This window comes from Amycolatopsis sp. NPDC001319 (assembly GCF_042896185.1).
Lineage (GTDB): Bacteria > Actinomycetota > Actinomycetes > Mycobacteriales > Pseudonocardiaceae > Amycolatopsis.
Window position 1 is genome coordinate 306,938 of sequence record NZ_JBIAWY010000001.1, and the last position, 13,651, is coordinate 320,588.

Genomic DNA, 13,651 nt, shown 5'->3' on the forward strand with positions numbered 1-13,651 from the left:
ATAGGTTACGGGCAACAGAGCGATATCAAAACGATTGGTGAGGTGAAGGCCATGACCCGGGCCGCAGATTCGGTGAGCGAGTCGGTGAAGGCCGGCGCGGTCGGCCTGCGCAAGCGAGCCACCGAAGTGGGCAAGGCGGGGGCAGCTTCGGCGGCGAAGGCCGCGGAAGCCGGCGCCGAAGAGTTCGCCAAGCAGAGCCGCCGGGCACGCAAGAAGCTCGCGAAGAAGACCGAGCTGACGCGCAAGGAGCTCAAGAAGAGCTCGGCCGCGGCTCGCAAGGAGGCCCTCGCCCGCGTCGCCGAGCTGAAGAAGCCCGGCCGCAAGGCGAAGAAGGCCGCCATCAAGGCCGCGAAGTCCGCCGGTGAGTCGAAGCGCCGGGGCAAGAAGGACTTCAAGGCCGCGAAGAAGGACTTCCGCGCCGCGCTGGTCGAGGCGAAGTCTGCGGCCAAGGGCACGCGCAAGCGCCGCCGCTGGCCGTGGCTGCTCGGCCTGGGTGCCGTCGCCGTCGGCACGGCCGTGGTGCTGAAGTCGCGCCAGCAGGAGCCGCCGGTCGCCCCGGCGCCGCCGAAGGCGACCCCGCCGGCTCCTCCGGCGAAGCCCGCTTCGGAGACCAAGCCGTCTCCGGCGAGCAACGGCAAGGCCCCCAGCACGTCGGCCGCCGAGAAGAAGAACTGAACCACACGCGAAGAGGGCCCCGGGATCGCCGTCCCGGGGCCCTCTTCCGTTGCTACTGAGGCAGATCAGGCCATCGCGGCGTGCTTGTCGATGAGCTGGCCGAGGCGGGGCAGGGCCTCCTCGACGTTCTTCTTGCCGTTCGGGCGCAGCTTCGAGTAGACCTTCTTGATGCTGTCGCGGCTGCTGCGGTCGGCGCGCGAGTCGGTGACGCTCAGCAGCGCGTCGGCGGCCGCGTCGGAACGGCTGGTCAGGTAGGCACCGAAGTCGTTGCCGCCCTGGGCGCGGTAGTCGCCGTAGAACGGCTCGAGGGCCACGGCGAAGTCGTCCAGCAGGGTGTCGACGGCCGAGGGGATGATGCCCGGCTTGATCTTCTTGACGGCGGCGAAGCCGGTCTTGACAACGGCGCCGGAGACCCCGCCCTTGTCGGACACCTCGGCGTCCACGAGGCCCTCGAGGTCGGTGACGACCGACGGGCGACGGCTGGAGTCGAGCAGGATTTCCTTGAGGGTGTCAGCCACGAATCTTGTCCTTGTCGTAGAGATGGCGAAGTGCTTGTGGTGCCGGACGGGCACCCGCCCGCGCGAGTGCTCCAGGGCCTGCGCGTGCCGCACAGGGTAATACAAGATCAACTTCACTCACCCGTGTGGAGGCCACTACTCAGAGCTTCAGGGCCGCGATAGCCTTCTTGGCCACTGTGCGTGCTTTGATGCTCTGCTGTTGGTTACTCGTCACGATGACCGCGGCTCCCCCCTTCGAGACCGCGTACACCACTCCGTCACCAGCCGGCTGGTAGCCGCCCTTCCACCCGGCGGGGTCGGAAGCGGGGTTCGAGGTGTCGACGGGCGCGGCGCGGTTGACCAGTTTCGTCGCGACGTCCTTCGTGCCCACGTACACCTGCACGGTCACCTGGAGCCCGCCGTCGGGGCGGTAGAAGAAGCACGACGGGTGCGGCTTGTCGTCGGACACGCGTACGGTCGTCACGTGCTGGCCGTTCGCGTCCTGCACCGTCTCGGCCGAGAGGTATGGGCACTTCGCTTCCCGGGCCGGCTGCGGATCGGGCGGCAGGCCGGGCTCAGCCGCGTGCTTGGTGGTCGTCGGCGGCGGCGCGGGCTGCGCGGTGCCCGCGATGGGGGTCGACACGCTGCAGCCGGCGAGCAACGCCAGGGCGGGCGCGAGAGCGAGGATTCGTCGCATAGCGCGCACAGTCAATCATGTCCAGTCACACGAGAGTGAAGAGCGAAAGGTTCAAGTTCCAGCGAGTAAGGGATCTTTCACTCACTGTGGTGATAGTTGGCTTGGCTTACCTACCCTGGCAGTCACGTATTTTCCGACTGCCAGGGAGACGACAGCCGTGAAACTCTTCGACAGAGGCCGTGACCACGTCCTCGCGCTCTTCCGCATCGTCCTCGGTTTCCTCTTCTTCTGCCACGGGGCCTCGACCGTGTTCGGCCTGTGGGGGCACCACGCCACGGCCGTCGGCACGTGGCCCGGCTGGTGGGCCGCGCTGATCCAGCTCGTCGGCGGCGCGGCCGTGACGCTCGGCATCGGCACGCGCGTCGCCGCCGTGATCTGCTCCGGTTCCATGGCCTTCGCGTACTTCACCGTGCACTTCGGCAAAGCCGTGCTCCCCATCGAGAACGGCGGCGAGCAGGCCGCCATCTTCGCCTGGGCCTTCCTCCTGCTCGCCTTCACCGGCGGCGGCCACTGGGCCCTGACCGACCTGTTCCGCCGCACCCGCGGGGTCCCCGTCCCCGCCGCTTGACACCCCCGGCCGCCCGGCGTGCGACGATGGGCGCCGGGCGGTCGTTGTCGCGGTCAGGGGGTTCGAGTGTTCACGCCGGATCAGTACCTGCACGTGGTGGCCGAGCGCGTCCAGCGCAGCGGCGGACGGCTCAGCACCGTCCAGATCGGACCCGTGACCGCGGCCGTCGGCCTGTTCACCGAGTCGATCATGTTGTCCACCATGAACTACTGCGTCGTCGCGGCCGCGTACCCGGAGATCGACGCGCAGACGTTGTTCCAGTTCACCGGTCTCGCCACCCAGCACGCGCGCGCCAACGTCCAGGGCACCGTCGGCTGGACCGCCGCCTCCGTCGTGATCGCGGGCCTGGTGGGCCGCGTCCACCCCGACGCCGCCACGGCCGCCTCGGCCAAAACCGCCAACCAGTTCGGCGGCGAGACGCGCATGGTCGCCGTCGACCCGTACGCCGGCATGACGTACGCCTGGGTCGGCGGCAAGTTCTGGGGCGCGGCGGTGCAGGGCTCGGTGAACGCGAAGCTACTGTTCTGCTTTCCCCAGCCGACAGAGGCTTACCAGCAGCTGCAGTGGCAAGCGCAGTGGCAGGCTCAGCATGCCGGGTACAACGCCGGTCCCGGCGTGGCCGGGTACGGCGCGGCTGGTTACGGCGCCCCTGGCCCGGCTGGTTACGTTGCCCCGGCCCCTGGCTCGAACAGCCCTGGCGCGGCTGGTTATGGCACGGCCGGCTACGGCGACAACACCCCTGGCGCGGCTGGCTACGGCGCCCCCGGCCTTGCCGCGAACACCCCTGCCACCCCCGGCGACGGCGCCCCGGACTCCGCACCGAACAACCCCGGTTCAGCCCCTGGCACGACCGGTCCCACCGCCGGCGGCCCCGGCCCCGGCGGCTTCCCCGGCCAACAAATCCCACCCGGCTGGCAACCGCAACTCCCGCCGCCCCCGGCCGCCGGCCCACCCGGCCCGCAGCCACCGCTCTACCCACCACCAGGCCGCCCACCGTACGGTCAGTGACATGGTTTCCCTACGCGGCTGGCAATCCTTCCCCGAACAACTCCCGCCCTTCGACCCGGACACCGCCCCGGAAACCCCCGAAGAGCTGTTCCTCGAATGGCTCACGGAAGCCGGCGAACACGTCCTCGCGCCCCACGCGGTGACCCTGTCCACAGTGGACACCGACGGCTTCCCCGACGCCCGCGTCGTGATCCTCAAGGACGTCGCCCCGTCGGCCTGGGCCATCGCCACCAGCTCGGAAAGCCCCAAGGGCCACCAGCTGGACACCAACCGACACGCCGCCCTCACCTTCTTCTGGCCCGCCCGCGGCCGCCAGGTCCGCGTCCGCGGCACCGTCGCCCCGGCCTCCCCGGAGGTCTCGGCGGAAGATTTCCTGGCCCGCCCGCCGGCTTCCCGCGTCGAGGCGTTCATCGGCCACCAGTCCGAACCCCTCCCAGACCCCGCCAAACTCACCGAAGCCGCCGACGCCGCCGCCCAATGGGTCGCCGACAACCCCGACGCCGCCCCCAAAACCTGGACGCGCTACCTCGTCACCCCCACGACGGTCGAATTCTGGCAAGCCTCACACGACCGCCGCCACCTCCGCCTCCGCTACCTCCGCGACGCCAACACCTGGACCCGCGAACGCCTCTGGCCCTAACCCGACGCCTACCAGGACCGCCGCCCCACCCCGGCCAGCTCACTTTGCCTTCCCACCTGGCGACCCAACTTCGGCTCTCACCGTCAACCAACTTCGATTGACACCAACCCCGCTCGCTCCGGATCCCGACCACCACAGACGGCTCCGCACACCGGCCGCGACAGCCCCCTGACCCGAACGCCACCTCACGCCCACGCCGCCACTCGCTCCACACCCCGAACCGCCGCACAGCCCCGCGCACCCCTCGGCCCCGCACGACACGCCCCCGCCCTCCTCGGCAGGGTTCCGGCAAAGTCGTTGTGGTGTTTAGGGCTGGATGCCGAGCAGGGTGAGTGGGCGAGTGGTGTCTCGGGTCATGTGGCGTATTCCGGCGGCGATGTCGGTCCAGCCTGTGTGGCGGAGTGCGCTGGTGGCGAGGTTGCGCAGGGTCGCCATGACGCGTGGTCCGGCACCGGTGCGAGTGCGGGAGTGGCCTTTGGTGTAGGTGACGTCGCGGACCCAGTGGAGTTTGTTTTCGATGTACCAGTGACTGCGGACGTATCCGCTGATGTGGGCGAGGTGGGCCCACTGGCCGGTGATGTTGGTGAAGCCGAGCGCGGTGTGGGCGGTGTGTTTCCGTTGCTGTGGTGGGTGGTACGGCGCTCGATGAGGAACGCGTGGGTGGCGTGGGGAACTCGATCGCGGGGTGGCCGAGGAAATCCCCGAGTGGTGCGGGCCGGATGGTGCGGTGTTCGGTGCGGCCGTGCCCGCGGTCGGTGGTGATGTGGGTGGGGATCTCGTGCCAGGGCAGCGTCTGGAGCAGGCCGCGGAGGCAGTGCTGGTTCTCTTTCACGGTGAACACGTGCTAGGCGCCGCGGGCATGCAGGCAGCGGGCGTGGGCGGCGGTGGTGTGCAGGGCATCGGCGGTGACCACCCGCCCGGTCAGTTCGAGGGTGTCGAGCAGGGGCGGAAACCAGGTGATCTCACCACTGCCCCGGGGGGACCTGGCGTTGCCCGAGCACGATGGCGTCCACGTGGGTGATGGCGGCGAGCAGGTGCACACCGGCGCCGCCGACGCGAGCGAAGGTGCCGCGCAGGGACTTCCCGTCCACCGCGATCGCGGCGGGCGGTGTGCCGGGATCTGGGGATGTGGGGTGTCGCGCGGTGAGCCAGGTACTGATCAGGTCGCCGAGGATGTCGCCGTCGAGGCGGCTGGTGACTCGGCGCGCGGTGGCTTCGTCGGGGGCGATGCAGCGGCCCTGACCGGGTCGAGCCTGGTGTCGAGCAGGGCCAGTACGTGTTGCGGGGCGTCGGCGGCCCATTCGCCGATCGCGGCGAACGAGCGTGCTCCGGCAACGACTGCCACTGCGGCCAGGGCCAGGATCGAGGCCACTGAATGGCGTATACCGCGCCGGTCTCGTGGATCTGGTACGTGCCGTAGGAGTTCGCGCAGGTCCGTGGCCCGTTCCAGATCGGTGTCCGAGGTGATGAGCGGGACAGGCGATCAACGATGGCGGGGATCAGGCACGATTGCGCAGCGGAACGGCTCTCTCAGACGATCATGGGACTTAGACACTCACATGATCAACCTGAGCCGTGCCGCCCTGCAACCAGCCCACAAGACTTTGCCGGAACCCCCGCCCTCCTCGGGGGGCGTCCCCAGTCCCATTCTATCGAGGTGAGGGGCCAAAAATCGGCCCCGCGGGAATCTGTGGACAGCTTCAGCACAGGGGGGTCGATTGTGGATAAGTCGGCCGAGCAGCAGGCCGGCGAGCGCGAAAGGTGCTAGCCGAGGGCGAGGCAAGCGGGCGTCGACACCACTCCGCCAGCGCGCCTCAGGGGGCTGGTCGCGCAGGAGGGCGCGGATGAGCGCTTCGGTCATGAGCGGTCCCCCGGTGTCCGAACTGTTCAATACGCGCGCGCGCGGGCGTGCGACGGTGGTCGTATGACTGTGAACCTCGCTGCTGCCGCGTCCTTCCTCGCCGCGCACGGGCGGCTGCTCGACCGCCGGCGGTTCGAGCTGCTGTTCGGCGGAGGAGACGGTGATGCGGAGGCCGTGCTCTCGGCCGTCGCGGCATACCGCAATGCCGACGGCGGTTACGGCTGGGGCCTGGAGCCCGACCTGCGCGCGCCGGAGAGCCAGCCGGGCGGGGCGCTGCACGCGTTCGAGGTGTTCGAGGACATCGCGCCGAAAACCACGCCGCTGGCGCTGGAGCTGTGCGACTGGCTGGAGTCCGTGTCGCTGCCGGGTGGCGGGTTGCCGTTCGCGTTCCCCGTCGCGGACCGCGCCGGGAGCGCTCCATTTTGGACGGATGCCAACCCGACGAAGTTCTCGCTCCAGAGCACGGCTTTCGTCGCGTCGACGGCGTTACGCGTCGCGGCGCACGACAAGGCCGTGGCCGAACACCCGTGGCTCACCGCCGCGGTGTCGACCTGTCTGGAAGCCATCGCCCGAGTCGAAGAGCAGCCGCACGCGATCGAGCTGTCGTTCGCCATCCGGTTCCTCGACGCCGCGCACGCGACCCGCCCCGAGGCCGACGAACTCCTCGACCACCTCGGCAAGTTCCTGCCGCCCGACGGCATCCTCCACGTCGCCGGCGGCGGCGAGGACGAGGTCCTGCGGCCTCTGGACTTCTCGCCGATCCCGGGCCCGTCGCGCAAGGTGCTCGACCCCGCCGCGATCGCCGCCGAGCTCGAGCGCCTCGAGTCCCAGCAGCTCGAAGACGGCGGCTGGACGGTCGACTTCGCCAGCTTCTCGCCGGCGGCGTCGCTCGAATGGCGCGGCTACGCCACCGTTCGCGCGATTTCGGTGCTGCGGGCCAACTCGTAGTGTGAGGGCGTGCTGCCGCAGGACAGCCACGTCCACACCGAGTGGTCGTGGGACACCGTCACCGGGTCGATGGTCCAGTCGTGCCAACGCGCACTCGCGCTCGGGCTGCCGTCGGTGGCGTTCACGGAGCACGCCGACCTCACGCCGTGGCTCATCCCCGAGCCGATCCGGCCGCACCTGCCCGACCACTTCCGCGTGCGGCTGCGGACCGACGGCATGCTTGAGCCGCCGGCCCTCGACGTCGAGGGTTACCTCGCGTGCGTGCAGGAGTGCCGCGAGCGGTTCCCGGACCTGCGGATCCTGTCGGGCGTCGAGCTGAGTGAACCGCACTGGCACCGGCCGGAAGCGGACGCGTTGCTGGCCGCGCACCGCTTCGAGCGGGTGCTGGGCTCGGTGCACTCGCTGCCGGAGGGGACTCACCACTACGAGCTGAGCGTGATCGCGGACCGCCCGGCCGACGCGACGCTGCGCGCGTACCTGGGCGAGGTCCTGGGCCTGGTGGAGTCGACAGCCGATTTCGAGGTTCTGGCCCACATCGACTACGCGCTGCGCACCTGGCCTTCGTCGAAACCCTTCGTCGCCGCGGACTTCGAGGAGGAGTTCCGCACGGTCCTGCGCGCGCTGGCCGGCAGCGGGCGCGCCTGGAGCTCAACACGAGAGTCCCCCTGCCGCGCGACGTTCTCCTGTGGTGGGCCGCCGAAGGTGGCCGGATCCTCTCCTTCGGCAGCGACGCCCACGCACCCGAGCTCGTCGGCCACGCGTTCGCCGAGGCCGCCGCGTTGGCGGCTTCGTGCGGTTTCCAGCCCGGCCGCACTCCGCACGACTTGTGGATCCGCCGCGGTTAACTCTTGCCGAGCGTCCCGAGGCCGTTCATCAGCAGGTCGAAGCCCAGTTCGGCCGCCGCGACCGCCTCGGGGTACGCGTCGGTCGCGGTGACGCCCTTCGCCATCCGGTGGTGGTTCTCCAACGACAGCCGCCACTGCACGGCCGCGATCTGCGCGGCCGCCAGGCGCGCCGTCAGCGGCGACAGGTCCGGTGAGTCGCCCAGCTCGGCCGCCAGCGCCAGCTCCCCGCTTTCCCGGAACCGCAACAGGCTCGGCAGCAGGGTCGGCGTGCCCATGATCAGCCGGTACAGCGCCAGCACCTGCGGAAGGTCGCAGAGCCCAGTGATCGGGTCGTGGCGGCGCAGGCCGTCGAGGAAGTGCGCGCGCAACGCGGGAAGCGGTGCGTCGCGGTGCGCGCGGACCACGCGCGCACTTTCGTGCTCGTGGTCCGCCATGCGGTGCAGGACGAGGTCGTCCTTCCCCTGGAAGTAGGCGAACAACGTCCGCCGCGACACCTCAGCGGCCTCCGCGACCTGCGAGATCGACACCTGGTCGAAGCCGTGCTCGAAGAACAGCTTAAGCGCGGCGTTCGAGATCGCCTCGCGCGTGCGCTGCTTCTTCCGCTCCCGCAGGCCGGTCCGCTCGTCCACGAAAACAGGCTACCGCCTTGGTGCACTCAGGGCTATATTGCACTCAGTCTACTTATGCACTGAGGAGCACTTCATGGACGTGATAGTGGTCGGGGCGGGCCCGGCCGGGTTGACGCTGGCGCACGAGCTCGCCCTCGGCGGCGCCGAGGTCGTGGTGCTGGAGAAGCTGACCGAACGCATCGAGCAGACGAAGGGCGGCACGATCCAGCCGCGCACCGCCGAGCTGCTCGACGCGCGAGGCCTGCTCGACGCGATCCGCGAGCGGCAGTTCGAGCGCGCCGCCGTCGGCGGGCACTTCGCCGGCATGCCGGTGCCGCTCGACTGCACGCCTTGGCAGACCAGGCATCCCCATACGATCGGCATTCCACAGTGGAAGGTCGAGGAGGTGCTGGAGGCGGCGGCGACCGCCCGTGGCGCTCGCGTGCTGCGGGGTCAGGACGTCACCGCGATCTGCGCCGACGACACCGGCGTCACCGTGACCACCGACCGGGACCTGCGCGCCCGGTACGTCGTCGCCTGCGACGGCGCGCACAGCACCGTGCGCAAGCTGCTGGACCTGCCGTTCCCCGGACGTCCCGGCACGTACCGGGCGGTGCTCGCCGACGTGCGCCTATCGGCCGTCTCCGAACTGGTGCCCGCGCAGGCCGGCCACATGAGCACGATGACCAGGACCACCGCCGACCACTGGGGCATGCTCGTGCCGACCGGCGGCGACCACTACCGCTTCACCTACGGCAAGCGCGACGAAGCTGAGCCGCCGATGACCGCGGAAGCCGTGCAGCAGGCACTCACCGCGATCTACGGCGAACCCACCACCTTGGCCGAGGTCCGCACGATCTCCCGCTTCAGCGACGCCACGCGCCAGCTCGAAAACTACCGCCACGGCCGCGTTTTATTCGCCGGCGACGCCGCCCACATCCACGGGCCGCTTGGCGGGCAGGGCCTCAACCTCGGTGTGCAGGACGCGTTCAACCTCGGCTGGAAGCTCGCCGCGACGCTGCGAGGAGCCGCGGACAGCCTCCTCGACACCTACCACGCCGAACGCCACCCGAAGGCCACCCGCGTGCTGCACCACACGTCGGCCCAACGCGTTCTCGCCGTGCCGAACCCGGACCCGGATCTGCGTGCGCTGAGCGAGATCTTCACCGATCTCATGCGCCTGCCCGACACCAACCGCTACCTCGCCGGGATGATGTCCGGTTTGGACGATCCCGCTCGGCTGCCCGACCTGGACCTCGTGACCGCCGACGGACCGACCCGCGTGGCCGAGCTCCTGCGCGACGGGCGCGCCGTCTTGCTCGATTTCACCGGCGACGTCGAGCTCCCCGCCGGCTGGGCCGAGCGCGTGAACCTGGTGCGCGCCAAGGCAGACACCGCGTTGCCGGCCGTGCTGCTTCGCCCCGACGCCGCCGTCGCATGGCGCGGTGACACCCCGCTCGAAGACGCCCTGCGCGCGACGTTTCAGCCGGCCTTCGGTGCGTAGCGGATCAGCACGACGTCGCCGATCGCCCGCGTGTCCAGCAGTTTCATCCGCCCGCCCGGGTACAACGCGGGCAGTAGGAACCGCGGCGCGGCGGCGGCGCCGACCACGAGCGGCGCGATGGCGAGGTGAATCTCGTCGGCCAGGCCCTGCGAGAGGAACGCGGTGTGGATCTGCCCGCCGCCTTCAACCATGAGCCGCCGGACGCCGCGCCGGCCGAGGTCGTCGAGCAGCGCGCCGAAGTCGACTTGCGGTCCGAGCGCGACGACTTCGGCGAGCTGACCGAGCCGTTCGCGAGCGGTCGGGGCGCCCGTTTCGGTGGTGTAGACGAGCTTTTCCGCGCCGTGGTGCCAAAACTTCCACTGCGGATCGACGTCGCCCGACGCCGTCACGGTCACCTTCAACGGATACGCGGGTTTGCCGGCGCGCACGCGTTCGGCTCGACGTTCTTCGCTGTTGACCAGCAGCCTCGGGTTGTCGGCGCGGATCGTTCCCGCGCCGATCAGGATGGCGTCGGACTCCGCGCGCACCTGGTCGACGCGGTCGAAGTCCTCGGCGTTGGACAGCAGCAGCCGTTCGGGGGTCGTGTCGTCGATCGCCCCGTCGACACTCGTCGCGACGCTCAGCAGCACGTGGGGACGCATCGGCTCTCCTTTTTCGGTTGACCGGCCCGGCACAGTAGATCTTCGTGACCCACGACGATACGAACACCCTGCGCCGCCTCGCCGGACTCGCCACGCCGATGGCGCTGCGCGTCGCCGTGACTCTCGGCCTGCCCGCGCGCCTGCTCTCCGCCGCGGGACCGTCCGAACTGGCCGCCGAGCTCGGGGTGAACCCCGTCGCGCTCGGCCTCCTGCTCGACCACCTCACGACGCTCGGCGTCCTCGAGCACACCCCCACCGGCTACCGCACCACCGCTTACGGCGACCACCTCCGCGACGACTTCACCGCGACGCTCCTCGACTTGAACACCGCCGGCGGGCGCGCCGAGCTGGCGTTCGTCGAGCTCGCCCACAGCATCACCACGGGCGAAGCCGCCTACCCGCGTCGTTACGGCCAGGACTTCTGGGCGGATCTCGCCGAGAACGAGGATCTTCGCGAATCCTTCGACCGCCAGATGACTTTCCGCATCCGGGAGCAAATCCCGCAACTCGTCGCCGGCTACGACTGGGCACGGTTCTCCACGATCGTCGACGTCGGCGGCGGCCGCGGCGACATCCTCGCCGCCATCCTCACCGCGAACCCCGGCCTGCGCGGCCACCTGCTCGACCTCGCCCCGACCGCCGCCGACGCCCGCCGCACCTTCGCCGCCCACGCCCTGGACGCCCAGGTCACCGCCGGCAGCTTCTTCGACCCGCTCCCGCCCAGCGCCGACGCCTACCTGCTCGTCGACATCCTCCACGACTGGGACGACACCCACGCCCACCGAATCCTCGAGCGCTGCGCCGAGGCCGCCGGCTCGACGGGCCGCATCCTCGTCGTCGAACCCGTCGCCGGCCTCCAGGCGGACACCGCAAGCGCCCTCGCCATGCTCACCATCTTCGGCGGCCGCGAACGCCGCCTCGACGAGTTCCGCACGCTCGCCTCGGCCCACGGCTTGAGGCTGGACGCCGTCACGGACCTGACTTCGCAACGCTGCCTGCTCGAATTCCACCAAGAGGGTGCGCGCGCGATCGTCGCCCATCACCACGACCGGCAGCCGAGCAAAGGGGAATCGAACCCCTGACCCCGCCTGCAAATGCCCGTCCGCAGATCCCGGACGACCTGCCGAGATCTCATGGCGCGTCTACCAGCGGTTTTGCGAGACCGTTCCCGCGAGTCCACGCGTGCACCCCGTTGATCGGGCACACACGAGTCCGCGCTACTCGCCGCTGGCCTCCGGCATTGCCGGGCGTCGCGCGGCGAGCAGCACCTGGGGGCGCGGTTGCGGCGGTTGCGCAGGGATCCGCAGGTCGGCGATCAACTCCAGACCGGCGTCGGCCAGCATTCCGGCCAGCTCTTCGGGGCGGTACAGGTGAGTCGCCCAGGACACCGGCAGGCCGCCGTAGCCCTTGGTCCGCGGCACGTCGCCGTCGCCGACGTGCGTGCCAACAAGAGCCTGACCACCGGGCACGAGCGCCTCAGCGAAGGTCTTCAGCACACCGGGCAGCTCCTCACGCGGAAGGTTGAACAGCGACCACCAGCCGAGCACGCCGCCGAGCGATGCCGGCGCGAGGTCGAGTTCGGTCGCCGAAGCGACGGAAAACCGCAGGTCGGGGTAAAGCCGCCGGGCGTGCTCGACCATGCGCGGCGACAGGTCGACGCCCGCAGCGTCCAGCCCGAGCTCGGTGAGGTGCGCAGTGATGGTGCCCGGGCCGCAGCCGACGTCCAGGACCGGGCCGAGCCCGCGGACGGACTCGGCGAAGGCGGCAAGCGCGGCCCGTAGCCACGGCTCCTCCTCCAACCGACCCACTCCAAGCTCCACATAGAGGTCGGCGACCCGGTCATAGGACTCACGGACCCGCAGAAGATCGGATGGCTGCACGGAGGGCACCGTATCGAGGCATGACGAACGCGACCAGAGACGCTTGCCAGCTCTGAAGGGCGCAGAGATTGAAGGCCGCACTCGGCGCGAGCGCGACCACACGATCGCGGACTCGATGAGCCGCAACATCGAGGCCGCGCGTGAGCGCCCGCAGGGGCACGGCGGGAGGTACGGCCGCCGGATACTACGAAGGCCAGGTCAAAGGAGATCCCCTCTGACCTGGCCTTCGTCGTGTTTCTTGAGCTGTGGAGCTGAGGGGAATCGAACCCCTGACCCCCGCCTTGCAAAAGCGGTGGCCCGTTACCCCGCAGCCGTCCAGCGCTGGCCACGCTGACCAAACCCGTGTCTGTCGTGGCTCCTTTGGATGCTAGCGACGACGTTTCGCACCCATCGTGGCACCCATTGATCAACTCCAGTCTGGCCCGGAGTTGCTGTCAGAGGACGGAGAAGGGCCCACCCTTCGTTGGTTCTGCGAGTTGTCGAGCGCGTGCTCACCGGCACGCGGCGGGGTCCGCCGTGCCCCTGCGGTCCACACATCGGTGAACGCGTCCTTCCGTAACGAAACGGCGCGAAAGCGCGCTTTAGCGACCGTGCGCAAACTTCTCGTGATCTTCGGTGCTCTCGTGCTTCTCGCCGGCTGCGGTAGCCGGCCGCCTGCACCGGCGCCGGTGGTGCCCGCTGCTCCGCCGCGGAACGTCCCGTCGTTGGTTCCGGTGGCGCCTTCAGCTCCGCCGCGGGACGGCTCGGTGGATCCGGTGGCGCCGGTGGAGCGGACCTACCTCGCGGCGCTGCTGCATCAGATCGATTCTGCGCTCGTCGTCGGGCACGCGAATCGCGCGATCGACAATGGGCGGAACGTGTGTGAGGACCTCGCGCAGGGCAAGGACCACGCGACCGTCGTCAAGAACGCGGCCTCGCGCTTCGGCGCCGACGCATCGGTCGACCAGGCGAAGGCCGAGAAGATCGTCGCGACGATCGAGGCGAGCGCGATCTGCAAGCAGTAGAACACGCGAGAGTGCCCGGCACGTTTACCCGCTCCGCGACGTTGCATCCAACACAACATCGATTCATCTGATTCGGGTATGGGTGCTGATCAGCATCGCGGCCCCGCTGAGGCCAACCGCCGGCACTGCCCGGCACCCGCCCTGACCGGCGAAGACTCGGTTGACCACCGAGTGCATCAATGTTGCATCTACTCGAATAAATCCCGAACGCGCACGACGGACACAGTCCCGGTTGGACACCTGTTTCGAGCCTTGCCCGGTCATTGTTGAAGCCT

General features: G+C 69.8%; 16 protein-coding genes. 9 read left to right on the plus strand and 7 right to left on the minus strand.

All coding sequences use genetic code 11. The features are described from left to right. Window positions 1-51 precede the first annotated feature (51 nt). The gene (locus ACFY1H_RS01505) at window positions 52-675 is read left to right on the plus strand and encodes a hypothetical protein (protein WP_386943823.1); all 624 of its coding nucleotides are present in this window, start codon (window positions 52-54) and stop codon (window positions 673-675) included. Window positions 676-740: 65 nt separating this feature from the next. On the opposite strand, the gene ACFY1H_RS01510 is transcribed toward ACFY1H_RS01505, so the two are convergent. Both ACFY1H_RS01510 and ACFY1H_RS01515 read right to left on the minus strand, forming a co-directional pair. Next, entirely contained in the window at window positions 741-1,193 is a 453-nt protein-coding gene (locus ACFY1H_RS01510) for a DUF6918 family protein (protein WP_366585962.1), read from the minus strand. Window positions 1,194-1,332: 139 nt separating this feature from the next. Continuing rightward, on the minus strand, window positions 1,333-1,869 hold the full coding sequence (locus ACFY1H_RS01515) for a DUF2020 domain-containing protein (RefSeq protein ID WP_386943825.1): 537 nt from the start codon (window positions 1,867-1,869) through the stop codon (window positions 1,333-1,335). 157 nt (window positions 1,870-2,026) lie between these two features. Between ACFY1H_RS01515 and ACFY1H_RS01520 the strand changes: the two genes are divergently transcribed. From ACFY1H_RS01520 to ACFY1H_RS01530, 3 genes are all read left to right on the plus strand, one after another. Beyond that, entirely contained in the window at window positions 2,027-2,437 is a 411-nt protein-coding gene (locus ACFY1H_RS01520) for a DoxX family protein (protein ID WP_366585958.1), read from the plus strand. 66 nt (window positions 2,438-2,503) lie between these two features. Further along, window positions 2,504-3,445: a hypothetical protein gene (locus ACFY1H_RS01525; protein ID WP_386943827.1), complete on the plus strand. Its 942-nt coding sequence runs from the start codon at window positions 2,504-2,506 to the stop codon at window positions 3,443-3,445. Between the two features lies 1 nt (window position 3,446). Beyond that, window positions 3,447-4,085, plus strand: coding sequence for a pyridoxal 5'-phosphate synthase (locus ACFY1H_RS01530; RefSeq protein WP_386943829.1), 639 nt, complete (start codon window positions 3,447-3,449; stop codon window positions 4,083-4,085). 962 nt (window positions 4,086-5,047) lie between these two features. Here ACFY1H_RS01530 and ACFY1H_RS01535 read toward each other — a convergent pair. Both ACFY1H_RS01535 and ACFY1H_RS01540 read right to left on the minus strand, forming a co-directional pair. Then, window positions 5,048-5,176 (minus strand): hypothetical protein, encoded by a 129-nt coding sequence (locus ACFY1H_RS01535; RefSeq protein WP_386943830.1) that lies wholly within the window; start codon window positions 5,174-5,176, stop codon window positions 5,048-5,050. A gap of 68 nt (window positions 5,177-5,244) precedes the next feature. Beyond that, entirely contained in the window at window positions 5,245-5,457 is a 213-nt protein-coding gene (locus ACFY1H_RS01540; RefSeq protein ID WP_386943832.1) for a hypothetical protein, read from the minus strand. Window positions 5,458-6,009: 552 nt separating this feature from the next. Here ACFY1H_RS01540 and ACFY1H_RS01545 point away from each other — a divergent pair. Together ACFY1H_RS01545 and ACFY1H_RS01550 are read left to right on the plus strand one after the other, a co-directional pair. After that, the gene (locus ACFY1H_RS01545; RefSeq protein WP_366585952.1) at window positions 6,010-6,894 is read left to right on the plus strand and encodes a hypothetical protein; all 885 of its coding nucleotides are present in this window, start codon (window positions 6,010-6,012) and stop codon (window positions 6,892-6,894) included. Window positions 6,895-6,903: 9 nt separating this feature from the next. Then, entirely contained in the window at window positions 6,904-7,830 is a 927-nt protein-coding gene (locus ACFY1H_RS01550) for a PHP domain-containing protein (protein WP_386943833.1), read from the plus strand. Here the strand turns inward: ACFY1H_RS01550 and ACFY1H_RS01555 are convergent. After that, window positions 7,736-8,368 (minus strand): TetR family transcriptional regulator, encoded by a 633-nt coding sequence (locus ACFY1H_RS01555; RefSeq protein WP_366585948.1) that lies wholly within the window; start codon window positions 8,366-8,368, stop codon window positions 7,736-7,738. The two genes, ACFY1H_RS01550 and ACFY1H_RS01555, sit on opposite strands and share 95 nt — an antisense overlap. A 73-nt stretch (window positions 8,369-8,441) precedes the next feature. On the opposite strand from ACFY1H_RS01555, the gene ACFY1H_RS01560 reads away from it, so the two are divergent. Then, window positions 8,442-9,851, plus strand: coding sequence for an FAD-dependent monooxygenase (locus tag ACFY1H_RS01560; protein ID WP_386943835.1), 1,410 nt, complete (start codon window positions 8,442-8,444; stop codon window positions 9,849-9,851). Here the strand turns inward: ACFY1H_RS01560 and ACFY1H_RS01565 are convergent. Beyond that, window positions 9,830-10,492 (minus strand): RibD family protein, encoded by a 663-nt coding sequence (locus tag ACFY1H_RS01565; protein ID WP_386943837.1) that lies wholly within the window; start codon window positions 10,490-10,492, stop codon window positions 9,830-9,832. The two genes, ACFY1H_RS01560 and ACFY1H_RS01565, sit on opposite strands and share 22 nt — an antisense overlap. A 98-nt stretch (window positions 10,493-10,590) precedes the next feature. Between ACFY1H_RS01565 and ACFY1H_RS01570 the strand changes: the two genes are divergently transcribed. Next, complete coding sequence (locus ACFY1H_RS01570; protein WP_386944825.1) at window positions 10,591-11,574, plus strand: methyltransferase; 984 nt, start codon at window positions 10,591-10,593, stop codon at window positions 11,572-11,574. A gap of 135 nt (window positions 11,575-11,709) precedes the next feature. Here ACFY1H_RS01570 and ACFY1H_RS01575 read toward each other — a convergent pair whose 3' ends face one another. After that, window positions 11,710-12,372, minus strand: a complete 663-nt coding sequence (locus tag ACFY1H_RS01575; protein WP_386943839.1) for a class I SAM-dependent methyltransferase — start codon at window positions 12,370-12,372, stop codon at window positions 11,710-11,712. Window positions 12,373-12,911: 539 nt separating this feature from the next. Here ACFY1H_RS01575 and ACFY1H_RS01580 point away from each other — a divergent pair. Beyond that, window positions 12,912-13,376: a DUF732 domain-containing protein gene (locus ACFY1H_RS01580; RefSeq protein ID WP_386943840.1), complete on the plus strand. Its 465-nt coding sequence runs from the start codon at window positions 12,912-12,914 to the stop codon at window positions 13,374-13,376. Window positions 13,377-13,651 lie beyond the last annotated feature (275 nt).

What these genes read in the sequence shown, in the direction of transcription:
- ACFY1H_RS01505 (WP_386943823.1), top strand. Translation starts at nt 52, where the DNA reads ATGACCCGGGCCGCAGATTCGGTGAGCGAGTCGGTGAAGGCCGGCGCG.
- ACFY1H_RS01515 (WP_386943825.1), bottom strand. Translation starts at nt 1,869, where the DNA reads ATGCGACGAATCCTCGCTCTCGCGCCCGCCCTGGCGTTGCTCGCCGGC.
- ACFY1H_RS01530 (WP_386943829.1), top strand. Translation starts at nt 3,447, where the DNA reads ATGGTTTCCCTACGCGGCTGGCAATCCTTCCCCGAACAACTCCCGCCC.
- ACFY1H_RS01545 (WP_366585952.1), top strand. Translation starts at nt 6,010, where the DNA reads ATGACTGTGAACCTCGCTGCTGCCGCGTCCTTCCTCGCCGCGCACGGG.
- ACFY1H_RS01560 (WP_386943835.1), top strand. Translation starts at nt 8,442, where the DNA reads ATGGACGTGATAGTGGTCGGGGCGGGCCCGGCCGGGTTGACGCTGGCG.
- ACFY1H_RS01565 (WP_386943837.1), bottom strand. Translation starts at nt 10,492, where the DNA reads ATGCGTCCCCACGTGCTGCTGAGCGTCGCGACGAGTGTCGACGGGGCG.
- ACFY1H_RS01570 (WP_386944825.1), top strand. Translation starts at nt 10,591, where the DNA reads ATGGCGCTGCGCGTCGCCGTGACTCTCGGCCTGCCCGCGCGCCTGCTC.